We start from the raw sequence: 14863 nt of genomic DNA, 5'->3' as shown, positions 1-14863 counted from the left end.
TTATCGTTAATAAACATGAGAGTAGTAGCAGGTGTTTCAGTGTTCAGCCTTTACAGGATAGTCGCTTCCTCAACAGGTGGACCAGTAAACCACTGTTTCATATGATTTACCATATCTAAATGAGAGAGTTTCGGATCGGCCGATTTAACGCACGCAGCCATAGCCGTAAGTTGCGGAGTCGCAATAGAATGACCAACAAATACATCGTACTGACCTTGTGGCGCTAAAGATAACGCATGAGCTGGGGCAAAAATTGAATCTTGAGGTAAAACCTTATTTTTCGCAGGATCAATGCCAAACGCAAAAACAACGCCTTTTTGTGCTTTGGGAAAACGAGCGGTTTGCGATCGGCTTTCATCGTATGCAGAAATGACCAAAGTCCCTTTAGCAATTAACTTATTGAGAATTTCATCCAAGATAGGATCTGCGGGTCCAGTTAAACTTAAATTAATGAGATCAGGTTCTAAAGACACTGCTTCATCAAGGGCTAATGCCAGCGTTAATGTATTGCATTTGCCCTTGCCTTTATCGTCTTGCCAACACCCTCTGAAATGATGAATGTCCGCTTCTGGCGCAAACCCTTTTACAACCGAGTTATCATTGTAGGGCATTGCCGCAATAAGCCCTGTTACCGCAGTTCCGTGGCTTTCATCGTGACCATTGCCTTTATTTCTAACAAAATTCTTGTAGCGCAAATTGGTGCTTGATAACGCAGGATGATTGATATCTGCGCCAGTATCAATAACCAAGATATTCACACCTTTGCCTTTATGAGGTAATACTGGGAACCCATTAGATTTTTCTACAGACGATTGATGATCGTCAACAGCACTCCCCTGCAGCTGATATTCATTAAAGGGTTGTACCCATTTAATACGCTCATCTTGCTCTAGTTTTGACAATACATCAGCCGTTGGCATTTCAATGACAAAACAGTGGACACCTAAGCTTTTTAAAGGCCATTGAGACGCCACAATGAGTTGATAATCAGAAGCGATTTCATTGGTGACTCGCGCTAATACAGGTGCATCTTCATAACTCCCCGCAGAACCGTACAATACGCCACCTAACCCTCGACGGTCTCGTTCGCTTCGCGGGTCGTCTATTACCACTAACATTGGATGATTCAAACTTTCTAAGGCAACGCTGTTTTGTTTAACCTTCGAAGACGTCGCACAACTTTGCCCTACCATTGAAATAACCACAATGAAGCAGAATTTGCACAGTTTCGTAAGCCGTAAATTACTCATTTAATGCCTTCACCATAATAATGCGATTATCTTGGTCTAATTTTTCTTGCAAAGATAACAAGGAACCACTTCCAGTAATATCCATTGCCTTTGCATTCGGATAATGATTGAGTAATTGAATATTATAGTCTTTCACAATACCTTCAACACTGTCATTGGAAACAACAATAACCCTTAACGCTGCCACATTATACTGTTCAAATTCACTTGTGAGGGTTTCAAACTCATTCACAGCAACGGGTTTCATAGTAAAAGAAACAACAGCAACAAACGCAAATGCGAATGGTACTGCCGCTAACTTCATCCAATGACTTGCACTGTTTTTCTGAGGATCCAACTTTTCGCTAAACTTAGCGAAAGAAGGTGAAACCACTGATTCAGTCACATCGTTTTGGCTCTGCTCTCTTATTGATTCTTGATGCTGCTGCGCCAAATAAAGCATGGCTTTTAGTTCAGAATTTTCTTGCAAAGCATGTTCAAATTCACGTTTAGATTGCGCGTCTAAATGACCGTTAAGATAATCAATAATTTGACTTTCATATTCATAATTTTTCATCTTGCAACCTTATACTATCTGATTCATTTCTTCGCGAATTTTATTACGCGCGTGGTGTAACCGCGTTTTCACTGTATTCACGGGGCAATTCGCTATGCTACTTATTTCTTCTATCGAATGGCCCTGAAAATAACTTAACTCAATCACCAAACGTTGTTTAGCTGGTAAGCTTTTCATCGCTGCTTCCAGTTCACTGTGATCACTTTGATGTTCTTCTAATTCATTTTCTTCATGAATATTTTTAGAAAACGTCTCAAACAAAACCTGCCTTACTTTTTGCTTTTTCAACAGTTTTAAACACGCTCTATACGCAATAGAGAAAATCCAACTAGACACTTTCGCATCACCTTTAAATTGCGCTGCTTTCTTCCATACCGTCATCATGACATCGTTATAAATTTCTTCTATCATGCCTTGGTCTTTTGTCATTCTTAACAAGAATGGAATAATCCGCGACCGATACGCTTCATAAAGCGATTGCATGGCACGCTTATCTTGTGATTGAGCAATTTGTTCTAACCAAATTAACTCTCTGCGAGATGCAGCATCATCTTTTGCCGTTACATTCAAATTTATAAGCTCACTGACTCGATTTGTATACTAAGAGGCTATCAGAGCTATTTGAGGTTCAAAAACTTTTTTAAAAATAAAATTTAATTTAAATGAACCTTCGCTTTTACTCACTTCCTCTTAGTTCTTCGAATACCTAATTAACTGTGTCGGAGAACAAACTATGTCTTATAGATTAACAAAACGTTTCGCTTTATCCTGCTTTGCTATCGCTGTACTGTCTGCCTGTGGCGGCAGTGACAACAATACACCTACAGAACCGGATGTTGTGGTTGACCCAGCACCAGAAGCCAATGCATGCCCTGAAGTCGGAAACATCACCCCAGAAGATTTAGGCGATGGTCAATGCCAAATTTCCGGCGTACTAACTGAAAATGCCACCTTAACTGCAGATATCACATGGTTTTTGAATGACCGCTTACAAGTAGGTAACGACGCTCAAACCTCAATTTTATCGATTGACGCCGATACACAAATTCGCGGAAATGGCACTGACCATGTATTGGTTTGGCCTGGCTCAGCGCTTCAAGCTAATGGTACTAGCGCGCAGCCTATCCACTTTTTGTCTGATGATGACAATGTTGATGGTAGCGGCGAATGGGGTGGCTTATTTTTAAGAGGCTTCAACGGTTTAACGTCATTAACGGGAGCGCAAGGTGAAAACCTCCTAGATTACGTTGTTGTTGGTGAGGCGGGTGCAGCCGTAGAGGTAACCATAGATGGCGCAACAGTTAACTATCAAGACAACATAGTAATCAATGGTGTTGATGCGTCAACGACCCTAACCTTTGTACAATCTCATAACTCGGCCAGAGATGGTTTCCATATCCTAAATGGCGACCCTCGTATGTCGTGGTTGTTGTCTACAGGGGCTACCAGAGACGGCGTATGGTATCGAGACTTTAGCGGCTTAATTAAAGACCTAATGGTTATTCACAGCCCTGAATCTGGCCGTTCAGGTATTTACGCGTCAGAAACTGAAACTGGTGATTCTAACCCAAGAATTGTTAACGCGACTTTAGTAGGCCGTGATGGCGCAAGCGAAAGCGCCAGTGATTCCGACACAGAATTCGGAATTTTGTTTGCTGACAATACCGATCAAATACGTTTAGCAAACGTCGTTATTGCTAATTTTAGAAATGGTTGTTTCCTAGCCAATGATGGCGCTGATTTATCAGAAATTAATACCAACGTACCTGGTCCTAATTACATTGATGGTGTTCATTGTTCAAATGAAGCAGGTCCTAATGTCAATTTTGGTGTTGTTGCAGATAGTGCGGTTGGTTTCCCTGAGGGGACTATTGCTGCCAATAACAGCATCAATGCAAACGGACTGGTTTATTACAACGGTGCCGCGCAAGGCGTTACTTTTACAGGTGAAATAGCAGATCGTTCCGATGCATTCACTGCTGGCTGGTATTTAAATAACATTGGCGGTATTGCTAATGGTCTAACGGCTGACTCTACTTCGTTAAATGCATTTCTAGATGGCGATACAAATACTGATGGTGTTGTAGATGGTGCGGATAATGGGTCTGCTTTCTTTATGTCTGATGCAAATCCATTCAACTTAGATGTGGCAAGTGACACCGGTGGGTTCGACCTTACTCACATCGGCGCATCAAGAAGTGGCAACCCTGATACAGCGTCACAATTTGACAACTGGACTGTGGCAACGGGTTCATCTGATGGTTTTGCTGTACAGCAAAATACGGCTCTGCAAGGTACCTCTGAATGCCCAGCTGATATTGGTGGCGCTAGTGTGGTTGCATTAGATAGAGTTGGCGGGCGCAATGTATGCCAAGTATCTGGCACTATGATTTCTGATGGCGAGCTTACCAGTAGTATTGATTGGCAACTTGAAGGCGGTTTAAGTGTTGGCGACGCATCAAACATCGCGACGTTAACCATAAGTGCAGGTACTCGTATTGCTGGCGACAACGTTGACGCTATAGATTACTTACTGGTTCATCCTGGTTCGTCTATTGATGCGCAAGGTACTGCGTCTCGCCCTATTCGATTCACATCAGAAGATGCGGGTATTGGTGGCAGTGGCGAATGGGGTGGATTGTTCCTTCACGGCTTTAACGGGCTAACGTCACTAACCGGTACTCAAGGTACCAATAGTCTAGACTACGTTGTGGTAGCCGAAGCGGGCGCCTCTACATCAATTACTATAGATGGCGCGACCGTCACATACCAAGACAATATTGTATTAAATGGTGTTGATGGGAATACGCAACTGACTTTTGTACAGTCTCATAACTCGGCAAGAGATGGGTTCCATATCTTAAATGGCGATCCAAGAATGTCATGGTTACTCGCTACCGGCGCACAGAGAGACGGCGTTTGGTATCGCGACTTCAACGGATTAGTTAAAGACTTAATGGTGATCCATAATCGCGACACAGATGGCTCTACCGGTCGTTCAGGTATATATGCATCAGAAACCATTGACGGCGATTCAAACCCTCGATTCGTCAATGTCACTTTAGTGGGTCGTGATAACCAAAGTTTAGTTGCCGGTGATAGCGACAATGAATTTGGTATTTTGTTTGCTGACAACACTGACCAAATAAGAATGGCTAACGTGCTCATTGCCAACTTCAGAAACGGTTGTTTTGAAGCTGACGATGGCGCTGACCTTTCGGCAATTGATACCACAGTACCAGGACCAAACTATTTAGACGGCGTACATTGTGCTAATGAAGCTGGTGCAAATGGTAACTTTGGTATTGTTCGTGACGATGCCACAGGTTTCCCTGCAGGAACGGTAGCGGCTAACAATTCAAACGGAAACGGCTTGGTTTATTACAACGGCGCTAATGGTGGTGTTGTGTTTACTGGAGAGCTATCTGAAAGAGGTAACAACTTTACTGCAAGCTGGTATTTAAACAATATCCGCGGGATCAGTAATGGCCTACTTGCCGATGTCAACGCGTTAAATGGCTTCCTTGACGGTGACACTAACGCCGATGGTATTGTCGACGATGCAGATAATGGTTCAAGCTTTATCATCTCTGATGCCAACCCTTTTAACCTCGACGTAGCAGACGATACATTTGGTTATGACTTAACTCACAACGGCGCAGTGCGCAGTGGCTCTATCTCATCTACCAATGTGCAATTCGACAATTGGACAGTATCAACAGGTCGAAGCAGTGGATTCACAGTTAGGCTAGCTCAATAAACATAGTCTTGCTTTGAATAACGCCCCGTAAGTTGCTCTACGGGGCTTTTTTAAATCTTTCTAGAGAGAAAAATGACCATGCTTGAAAACACTCTTTTTTTTATCTCTTTGCTCAGTAAGCTACTCGTTGGTTTACTCATTTTGTTGGCCATTTTATTTATTGAACGGCCCGCAGAATTTTATTATCAAAAAGGACTCAAGTACCTGAAAAAAAAGCAATATGAAAAAGCAAAACAGTGCTTCAATAGTGCTCTGGTACGCCAGCCCAACCATAGCTACGCGAGGCAAGCCCTAGCTGAATTGCCATACGACTAAAAGTGAAATATTGATGAACAAGAACAAGCCGTGGATTAATACGTAAGAATAATAAAACTCGAGCTTATCAAAATAAGCTCGAAATTTATCTTGGTACTTTTACGCGTTATTCATTTCTAACAAATTAAACTTAGTGTTTTTTTCGCCTTTAATCAACACAGTACACTGCCCCCAACTTTCAGGAATGCTCCAAATATGCTCTTCAGCAACGGTATACTTTTCTCTTTTCCCGTCACAACGTACTTCTACTGAATCTAACTCACCTTCAACATTGGCAAAAGCAAATTGGTGACGAGCTAACTTATGAAAATGGGTTTCACCTTTAAGTTTCACATCCAATGACAAGGTGCTACTCGATTTTAAATGAGTATCTATTTTTTCAAGTATGGGCGTAATAAAGGCAATCGTTTCATCATCTTTAGATTGTTTTAACTTCTCAGCACTATCAAGTGCATTTGCATACTCACCGTGTTTCACTTCCAAAACAAACAATTGAGCTCGAAGACTGGTGATAAATTCATCAGAGAAAATTCTGTCTTCGCCATTGTGGCTTTGAACACTTGACAATATCCGTCTAAGGCTCCCTTTTTGCCTATCTACGTCATCAGTTAAAGACGCAAGTTCGAATTCTAAATTCCACAACCATGCATTTTCATATCGGTTAAAATCTTTTTTTCCATGTAATTTTGTAAGTTGAGCTCTAGCTTCATCAAGCTGTTCTTCTTTAATAAGACTATCAATTTTCTTATAACTATGAATAAAGCTATTACGAGCTCCACGTTGCCCTTCTATCGCAAAATCTAACTGAACTGAATTGTGACAAATTTCAGTGGGTTTACCGTCTTTTAATGCCGGAGAAAACTCCCATTTGTTTACGGCTCTAACGGCAGCTCGTTTAAACGAATCACTACCGGCGAAGTCATCAATAACTATATCTTTAACTTTCCCTTCAGTGTCTATCACGTAACTCATTCTGACCCACCCCTCAGCTCCAGCTCTTGCTGCCGATATAGGGTATTTGGGTGGGAGGCGCTTTAGTGGTTCTGCAGGTTTTATCTCACTAATTAACTTCACTTCATCTTTAGGTGTAGTATGAACAATTTCCTCTTCAATTTCGTCACAGGGTAATTTGGCTTCTTGAGCAAATACTGATGCTGATAGCGCGGAAAAAAATACACAAAAAAGAGAGAAATAGCGCGATGATTTCATAAACAATCCTTAGTTTAGATAAAACGGATATGAAAAAAATTGACGTTACCAAAAGAAGTAAAAAAAGACAAACTACACGAGAATTAAAACGCGATTTCCACATTGCGGATACGTTCACCTTTGTGTACACATTGTTTGTCTTTGTTGCCCCAAATTTTCACTGGCTTGTCGTTCATGTAGCTCGCGAGTAATAAATCAAATTGGGCTTGTTCAGCAGGCGTGGCTAGCAACATTTGCCAGAATACTTTTTTCTCGCAAAGACCGCCTTCAACATCACTTTCTAGGCGAACAATAACCCGTTGAGAATCCACTTTCCCGCTTGTATCATTGCTCACGAATAACTTGGTAATTTTTCCTTGTTGTATTGCTTGGCCATATGACTGAGCGCTAAGCAGTAACAATAATAGCGATATAGATTTTTTCATTTTTAATAACCTTTGTAGCTAAGCAAGTACTGGCAAACAAATTCTAGAGTTCGATTTACCACTTTAACTCAACAAAAGCCCCTACTCCATCTATTCCAGGATTTGGGCTTCCGGTTCCGCCATTTGATGTATGCTGATATCGAATACCCCACTGAAATGGCTGGGAGAATTGGGGTGTAAAAGTGTATTCCAATGTCGATGTAAAATGCCAACGCCCTGCAACGAAATGCCCTGCTATAAAGTCGTTATCTATATAGGTGGGGGCAAATTCGAAAGAAAAACGGCCAACTCCGGATTGCCAGAAATCCCAGTAAGGCCCAACAGCAACCCAGTTTGTATCTGAAAACTCAAACACGCCTTGGTACTTGCCTAACGAAACATTAATACCTGAAATCAGATAAGGTAATTCTTTTTCTACGCCGAATTTAATAACATCAAAACTCACATTGTTATTATTAAACGGGGTTTTTCCAGCAAAATAACTAAGGCTATACCCCTTGTCTTGTGCTTGTAGCCCAGTAGACAAAGAATAAATAGAACTAATAAGAACGAATACATTAATAAGTCGCATAAAGTGTCGCTTAGGTTACATCGTGTATGAAAAGCTTTCCTGGGGGCCTAAGGCGCGGCCTATTGGCGGTTAGTTTACTACAAATAAAAAAAGCGCGTTAAACAACGCGCTTTTCTATCTTTATTATTTTTTTCAGTAATTAACTGAAACTAATCATTTTATTTACTTAAAGACATCAATAAGCCATTCAATGTTTTCACAAAGCTAGCAGGGTCTTTCAAACTACCTTGTTCAGACAAAGCAGCTTGATCGAACAAGACTTTAGACCACTGAGTGAAAGCCGTTTCATCTTGTACATCAGCTAAGTGTTTAACCAGTTGATGTTCAGGGTTAAGCTCGAAGTGGTATGTCACTTCTGGTACAGGCTGACCAGCAGATTGCATTAGCTTCATCATTTGCGTAGTCATTCCGTTATCGTCAGCAACGATCACGGCCGGAGAATCAGTCAAGCGATGGGTAAACTTAACCTCACCCACTTTATCGCCTAGGGCTGTTTTAACTCTTTCTGTTAAACCTTCGACTTCTTTCTCAGCATCTTCTTGTGCTTTTTTGGTCTCTTCATCGTCCATATCACCTAAATCGGCGTCAGCACGAGAAATAGACTGCAATTGCTTTTCACTGAACTCAGTAAGATGAGACATTAACCATTCATCAATGCGCTCACCCATTAGTAAAACTTCGATACCTTTCTTGCGGAAGATTTCTAAATGAGGGCTATTTTTAGCAGCTTGATAGCTGTCAGCAGTCACATAATAGATTTTGTCTTGACCGTCTTTCATGCGATCAATGTAATCTTGCAAAGAAACTGTTGGAGTTTCTGAATCAGTATGGGTTGACGCGAAGCGCAATAGACCTGCAATTTTTTCTTTGTTTGCAAAATCTTCTGCTGGACCTTCTTTTAACACGTTACCAAACTCAGCATAGAAAGACTGGTATTTTTCTGCGTCGTTCTTTGCCATGCGTTCAAGCATTTGCAATACGCGTTTAGTACAACCTTGGCGTAGAGTCTGAGTAATTTTGTTGTCTTGTAAAATTTCACGAGACACGTTCAAAGGTAAATCGCTAGAATCAAGCAAACCTTTTACAAAGCGTAAGTAAGTGGGCATGAATTGTTCTGCGTCATCCATAATGAATACGCGTTGAACATACAGTTTCAAACCGTGACTTTGTTCGCGGTTCCACATATCAAACGGAGCTTTACTTGGAATATACAACAAGCTGGTATATTCGCTTTTCCCTTCAACTTTATTGTGTGACCAATTTAGCGGGTCAGTAAAGTCGTGAGAAATATGCTTATAGAATTCGTTGTATTCTTCGTCTGAAATTTCAGACTTGTCACGGGTCCACAATGCAGTTGCTTTGTTTACTGCTTCCCACTCACCTGGTTGAGCTGGGACTTTTTCGCCGTCTGGACCTTCTGATTCTGGCACTTCATCTTTCCACATTCTTACTGGAATACTGATGTGATCAGAGTATTTACCAATAATTGAACGTAGTTTCCAACTGTCGATAAATTCTTTTTCGTCTTCGCGAATGTGTAAGGTAATTTCAGTTCCGCGCTCAGCTCTTTCAATATCGCCTAGCTCGAAGTCGCCTTCGCCTTCAGATACCCAAAGTACACCTTCGCTCGCTGGTGCTCCGGCAGCACGTGTTTTCACCGTCACTTTGTCGGCAACAATAAACGCAGAATAGAAACCAACGCCGAATTGACCGATAAGTTGAGAGTCTTTCGCTTGATCCCCAGACAAATTACTAAAGAAATCTTTTGTACCTGATTTTGCAATGGTACCTAAGTTTGCAACCACATCATCTTTGCTCATACCAATACCGTTATCTGTAATGGTAATAGTGCCAGCCTCTGAATCTGAGGTAATTCTTACGTGTAGGTCGCCATCGTTTTCAAATAAACTGTCGTTTTCTAATGCATTGAAACGAAGTTTATCTGCAGCATCTGCCGCATTCGATACTAACTCTCTTAAGAAAATTTCTTTGTTTGAATACAAAGAATGAATCATTAGCTGTAAAAGTTGTTTAACTTCAGTTTGAAAACCGTGTTTTTCGGTCTTAACGGCTTCTGCCATGGCTCTGTGACTCCTGCTGTGTGAATATCTTTATGCAGTGTTAAGTAAGGCCAAGCTAGACGTTTTCAAGGAAAAATTTCAGATTTATAACGATTTTCTACCAACAAAGGCGTGGGTTAACGTATTGCCGTCGATATATTCCAACTCTCCACCTACTGGTACACCGTGAGCAATACGGGATGCAGTGACGTTTTTTTCAGCACAGAGCTGCGCTATGTAGTGAGCGGTTGCTTCACCTTCAATCGTTGGGTTTGTAGCTAAAATCACTTCAGTAAAAGTTTTATTAGTAAGCATATCAGCCAGTATATTTAACCCCAAGTCATCAGGACCTATACCGTCAATAGGAGATAAATGCCCCATGAGTACAAAGTACAACCCTTTGTATGATCCGGTTTGTTCTATTGCGTTGATATCTTGTGGCGATTCAACAACACACAACAAACCACTTTCAGAACGAGCTGGATGAGCGCAGATATCACAGAGTTTCGATTCCGTGAAGGTTCTACATTGTTCACAGTGATGAATATGTTCCATTGCGTTGTGCAACGCATGGCTAAGAGATAAAGCGCCGTCTCTGTTTCTTTCAAGCAGCTGAAATGCCATACGGGTAGCACTCTTTTTACCCACACCGGGTAAGCAGGTAAGGGCTTGGATAAGTTCTGAAAGTAACGGACTGTATTGCATAAAACTCTTCTATTTAATAAAAAGGCACCAAAAAATACATTGAGGTGCCTATTCGTATTTTTACACGTCGTGACTAGAACGGCATTTTAAAACCAGGAGGAAGCGGCATTCCGCCTGTTACGTCGCCCATTTTCTCTTTACTGGTTTCTTGAACACGACGTACAGCGTCGTTCATTGCCGCAGCAACAAGGTCTTCAAGCATGTCTTTGTCGTCGTCCATTAGACTATCGTCAATATCGACACGACGCACATTGTGGTTACATGTCATCGTCACTTTCACCATGCCCGCACCAGACTCGCCAGTAACTTCAATGTTGGCTAATTCTTCTTGTGTTTTTTGCATGCGCTCTTGCATTTGCTGCGCTTGCTTCATGATATTACCCATACCACCTTTAAACATAATCTACCTCTTTGTTTAATCGTTTAAGTGTTACCGCGCTTTTATCGATTCACCATCAATGTTGGCTTCAAAAACGCTAATTAAGTTTTGTATACAAGGATCCGTTTCTACTACATGATGGGCATGAGCATGACGCACCTTTCTAATCTTTTCTTGAATATGACTCGGTGTGCCTTCAGGGGAACCAAGCGTAATTTCTGTTTTAGTCTGATCACCTAATACCGCCTGTAATGCCTGAGCTAAGTGCGCTTTGGATGAATCAGAAATCAAGTGTTCTTGTGACGTATCCACCAGTAACCTCACAAGGTTACCTTCTCGTTCAAAGGTGCCATTTAATGCTATTTGTTTATCCAGCCCAGATAAAGAGGTTTGCTCGATAATGTGACTCCACTCATTTATCTGGCTAGCGTGAACTAGCTTATCGCCATTATCTAAAAAAGCGGCCAACGTATCGCCGGTCTCAATACCTACTGGTACATCACTGGGTTTGATGTCAGGCTCTTTGGGGTATGGCGCATCGTCAAAATCTGGTAATTCATCAACAGGTGTTATAGGCGCGGAATCAAAATTCTCGTTAACGCTGACTGTTTCTTCAATTTGGCTATCGTTAGTTTCCCAAGGCGGAGACAATTCCTTCACAGGCTCAGGAGGCACTTCCAATGAAATCTCGGATGAAGATTTGGGCGAAGGTTCAACAGGTTGGGCAGGTCTTGACGGCCGGCTAATCTCTAAAGGCTTTTTTACGCTATTTTTTTTCTCCGCTTGTGCAGACGCTTTTGCGGCTTCTGTTGCCGCACTTAAAGATTCACGTAGCGCTAATAATGCTTGCGTCTTTTCTAATGCTGAACTGTCAGATTGCTGAGTATCCACATTAACTTGAGAGTGTTCATGGTTTTGATACTCATTGTCTTGTTGCGGGAAAAAAGTCGCATTACGCTCATCTTCTAGCTGAGCCTGCTCCATATCCAATCTGTGATGATTCTCCCCATCTATATCTTCAAACCCCATGGGAATTTCAGCTGCGAAATGCTCATTCATAGCGTGGTCACCCACAGCAGAAGGACTTTGTTGTTCCATCATAGGCTGTGTATCGCGAGCGACTTCAACTGGCTCACTTTGAACTGAATGTCCTAAATGAACATCGCTTTGTATTTCCGGTGCTGAACTCTTTTCAATGAATTGTTCAGTGAATTGCTCTGGGGGTTGCTCTAGAGTTTGCTCAGGGCTTTTTTCTAGATTTTCCTCAATAGCTGCTGACGCTTCTTCAACAAAACTATGCTGAACTGTGTTTACTTGAGCTGTGCTTGTTTGATCTGCGCTTTCTTGAGCAGAGTCTTCCTGAACTGAGCTTGTTTGAACATCACTTTCTTGAACAGGGTTTTCTTGAACAAGCGCTTGATGTTCTGAAGCTTGTAATTCAGCTACATTTTGTTCACTCCCGTGTTGTTCAGTTCTTTGTTGTTCAGAACCGTGATGGATCCCAGTAGAGCTCGTATCAGGAGTCGGTAGGTTGTCGCTGGAATCAGTGGCCGTTGGCGGATTCTCAATAATCTCTTGTACCTGATTTCCGCTTAATGTTTGCACCCTAGGAGCAAAACTTGTCATTCTTAACAAGGTCATTTCCAAACAGGTTCTTCCATCAACGGATAAAGGAAGCTCTTTAATTCCCTCTAAGGTCAGTTTGTATAAGAGTTGAACATGTTCTGGCTGCAAGCGTTTCGCCATAGTAAAAATAGCACGAGCACTGGTTGTTTCTAATTTACAGGCTTCTGGTTCCCACTGAGTCAGTGCAATTTGATGAAGTAAGCTACTTAGCTCAGATAGTACTTGGCTATAATCAGGTGCTTGCTGGGCGAGTTGATCTACAAGCTCAAGTATTTGACCTTTTTGCTTTTCAATTACACCATTAAGTAACTTCAGTAAAAGTTGCTTGTCCATTAAGCCAAGCATATCTGTAACAACACTTTGAATAACCTTGTTGTCACCTTGGGCTATGGCTTGATCGGTTAAACTTAATGCGTCACGCATGCTCCCTTGCGCTGCACGAGATAACAACGATAGTGCAGGCGCTTCAAAGGGAATAGATTCTTGCTCTAGAATAAACGAAAGCTGTTTCCCTATTTGTTCACGGGAAAGCGCTTTTAAATTGAATTGCAAACAACGAGATAAAATAGTGATGGGTAGCTTTTGTGGATCCGTCGTAGCCAATAAAAACTTAACGTGAGGCGGTGGCTCTTCTAAGGTTTTAAGTAATGCATTAAAACTGTGCTTTGACAGCATGTGCACTTCGTCTATGAGATAAACCTTAAAACGACCGCGAGTAGGTTTATATTGCACATTGTCGAGCAATTCTCGAGTATCTTCTACCTTTGTTCTCGATGCCGCATCTATTTCCAGCAGATCGACAAAGTTACCTTGTTCTATGGATACACATGTATCACATACACCGCAAGGTTCAGCACTTTGTCCTTGATCGCAGTTTAAGCTCTTAGAGAAAATTCTAGCGATCGTGGTTTTACCCACACCTCGTGTACCGGTAAATAAATAAGCATGGTGTAGGCGGTCATTATCTAACGCATGGGAAATTGCGGTAACCACATGCTCCTGCCCTACCAACTCTGCAAATTTATTTGGCCGCCATTTTCTCGCTAGAACTTGATAACCCATAGGAATTTAATCGCCTTCGAATTCACAAATAGAGAACGGAGTAATTCCGTTCAATTTCATTTTATCTGCGCCACCTAAGTCTGGTAAATCAATGACAAATCCGGCATGTTCAACCACACCACCGAGTTTTCTAATTAATTTAGCCGTAGCGGTTATCGTTCCACCAGTGGCAAGTAAATCATCAATAAGTAATACTTTATTACCTTCACTCACTGAATCTTTATGAATTTCTAATGTATCAGTACCGTATTCAAGTTGATAATCTTCGCTTATCACTTCTCTAGGCAATTTTCTGGGCTTACGAACGGGAATAAATCCTACACCCATTTGAATAGCCAAAGGTGCACCAAAGATAAAACCTCGTGCTTCAGTTCCCGCTATTTTATCGAACCCCATTGGGCCATAGTGCTCCAATAAAAGCTCAATAGCACCACTAAAGGCTTTATGATCTTCCAAAACACTGGTCACATCCCGAAACATTACACCTGGTTTGGGATAGTCCGGCACACACTTAATGACCGACTTGATATATTCAGCTCTCAACGATTAACCCTTTTATATCTATAAATACAAATAAGCGATCTGTTGGCTTATTTGGTTACCCTTAACAGGGGCACTCTACTAATTTAGGACAGCGAATGGTAAAGGAAAGCGACACAAATTAATAGTGTCAACATTGTCCCAACGGTAGGATTATTTTCCAATACAAACAAAAAGCCCCGGCGTTAGCTGAGGTGTTTAAGCTTACCTTTCAGGGCAAATAGGAGTTTTGGTGAACAGCACAGGAGACTGTTCTGCTCTCTCATTGGATATCGGAGTTTATTTCAGGCATAAAAAAAGCCACCCTTTAGGATGGCTTTCTCGTAGCTCAAATGAGCTGAATAGAAGTCTGGCGATGTGCTACTCTCACATGGGGAAACCCCACACTACCATCGCCGCTAACGT

Annotated in this window: 13 protein-coding genes; 2 read left to right on the top strand and 11 right to left on the bottom strand. The window is 41.7% G+C overall.

The genetic code is table 11. The annotated features are described in order from the left end of the window. Positions 1–50 precede the first annotated feature (50 nt). From J3L16_RS09660 to J3L16_RS09650, 3 genes are read right to left on the bottom strand one after another with little or no spacing between them, the layout of a single operon-like run. Complete coding sequence (locus J3L16_RS09660) at positions 51–1250, bottom strand: S8 family serine peptidase (protein WP_207612773.1); 1200 nt, start codon at positions 1248–1250, stop codon at positions 51–53. Beyond that, positions 1243–1806, bottom strand: coding sequence for a hypothetical protein (locus J3L16_RS09655; RefSeq protein ID WP_207612772.1), 564 nt, complete (start codon positions 1804–1806; stop codon positions 1243–1245). Before J3L16_RS09655 ends, J3L16_RS09660 begins: the two co-directional genes overlap by 8 nt. Positions 1807–1815: 9 nt before the next feature. Next, the gene (locus J3L16_RS09650; RefSeq protein ID WP_207612771.1) at positions 1816–2376 is read right to left on the bottom strand and encodes an RNA polymerase sigma factor; all 561 of its coding nucleotides are present in this window, start codon (positions 2374–2376) and stop codon (positions 1816–1818) included. Positions 2377–2539: 163 nt separating this feature from the next. Between J3L16_RS09650 and J3L16_RS09645 the strand changes: the two genes are divergently transcribed. Both J3L16_RS09645 and J3L16_RS09640 read left to right on the top strand, forming a co-directional pair. Continuing rightward, the gene (locus tag J3L16_RS09645; protein WP_207612770.1) at positions 2540–5566 is read left to right on the top strand and encodes a hypothetical protein; all 3027 of its coding nucleotides are present in this window, start codon (positions 2540–2542) and stop codon (positions 5564–5566) included. A gap of 78 nt (positions 5567–5644) precedes the next feature. Further along, positions 5645–5881, top strand: coding sequence for a tetratricopeptide repeat protein (locus tag J3L16_RS09640; protein ID WP_207612769.1), 237 nt, complete (start codon positions 5645–5647; stop codon positions 5879–5881). A gap of 99 nt (positions 5882–5980) precedes the next feature. On the opposite strand, the gene J3L16_RS09635 is transcribed toward J3L16_RS09640, so the two are convergent. The 8 genes from J3L16_RS09635 to apt form a co-directional block, all read right to left on the bottom strand. Continuing rightward, the gene (locus J3L16_RS09635; protein WP_207612768.1) at positions 5981–7090 is read right to left on the bottom strand and encodes an energy transducer TonB; all 1110 of its coding nucleotides are present in this window, start codon (positions 7088–7090) and stop codon (positions 5981–5983) included. An 83-nt stretch (positions 7091–7173) separates the two neighbouring features. Continuing rightward, positions 7174–7515, bottom strand: a complete 342-nt coding sequence (locus tag J3L16_RS09630) for a hypothetical protein (RefSeq protein WP_207612767.1) — start codon at positions 7513–7515, stop codon at positions 7174–7176. Between the two features lie 55 nt (positions 7516–7570). Then, the gene (locus J3L16_RS09625; protein WP_207612766.1) at positions 7571–8086 is read right to left on the bottom strand and encodes an acyloxyacyl hydrolase; all 516 of its coding nucleotides are present in this window, start codon (positions 8084–8086) and stop codon (positions 7571–7573) included. Between the two features lie 158 nt (positions 8087–8244). Next, positions 8245–10167 carry a molecular chaperone HtpG gene (gene htpG / locus J3L16_RS09620; RefSeq protein ID WP_207612765.1) on the bottom strand — a complete coding sequence of 641 codons (1923 nt, stop codon included), beginning with the start codon at positions 10165–10167 and terminating at the stop codon, positions 8245–8247. A gap of 84 nt (positions 10168–10251) precedes the next feature. After that, positions 10252–10851, bottom strand: coding sequence for a recombination mediator RecR (gene recR, locus J3L16_RS09615; protein WP_207612764.1), 600 nt, complete (start codon positions 10849–10851; stop codon positions 10252–10254). Positions 10852–10924: 73 nt separating this feature from the next. Continuing rightward, a complete protein-coding gene (locus J3L16_RS09610) occupies positions 10925–11251 on the bottom strand; it encodes a YbaB/EbfC family nucleoid-associated protein (RefSeq protein WP_207612763.1) in 327 nt (108 codons plus the stop codon). 30 nt (positions 11252–11281) lie between these two features. Further along, complete coding sequence (dnaX, locus tag J3L16_RS09605) at positions 11282–13918, bottom strand: DNA polymerase III subunit gamma/tau (RefSeq protein ID WP_207612762.1); 2637 nt, start codon at positions 13916–13918, stop codon at positions 11282–11284. 6 nt (positions 13919–13924) lie between these two features. Next, positions 13925–14461 (bottom strand): adenine phosphoribosyltransferase, encoded by a 537-nt coding sequence (gene apt / locus J3L16_RS09600; protein ID WP_207612761.1) that lies wholly within the window; start codon positions 14459–14461, stop codon positions 13925–13927. Positions 14462–14863 lie beyond the last annotated feature (402 nt).

This window comes from Alteromonas sp. 5E99-2, from assembly GCF_017368475.1.
In the GTDB taxonomy this organism is placed as follows: Bacteria; Pseudomonadota; Gammaproteobacteria; order Enterobacterales; family Alteromonadaceae; genus Alteromonas_F.
Note: the sequence above shows the minus strand (reverse complement) of the source record. Positions and strands in the feature narration are given on the sequence as shown.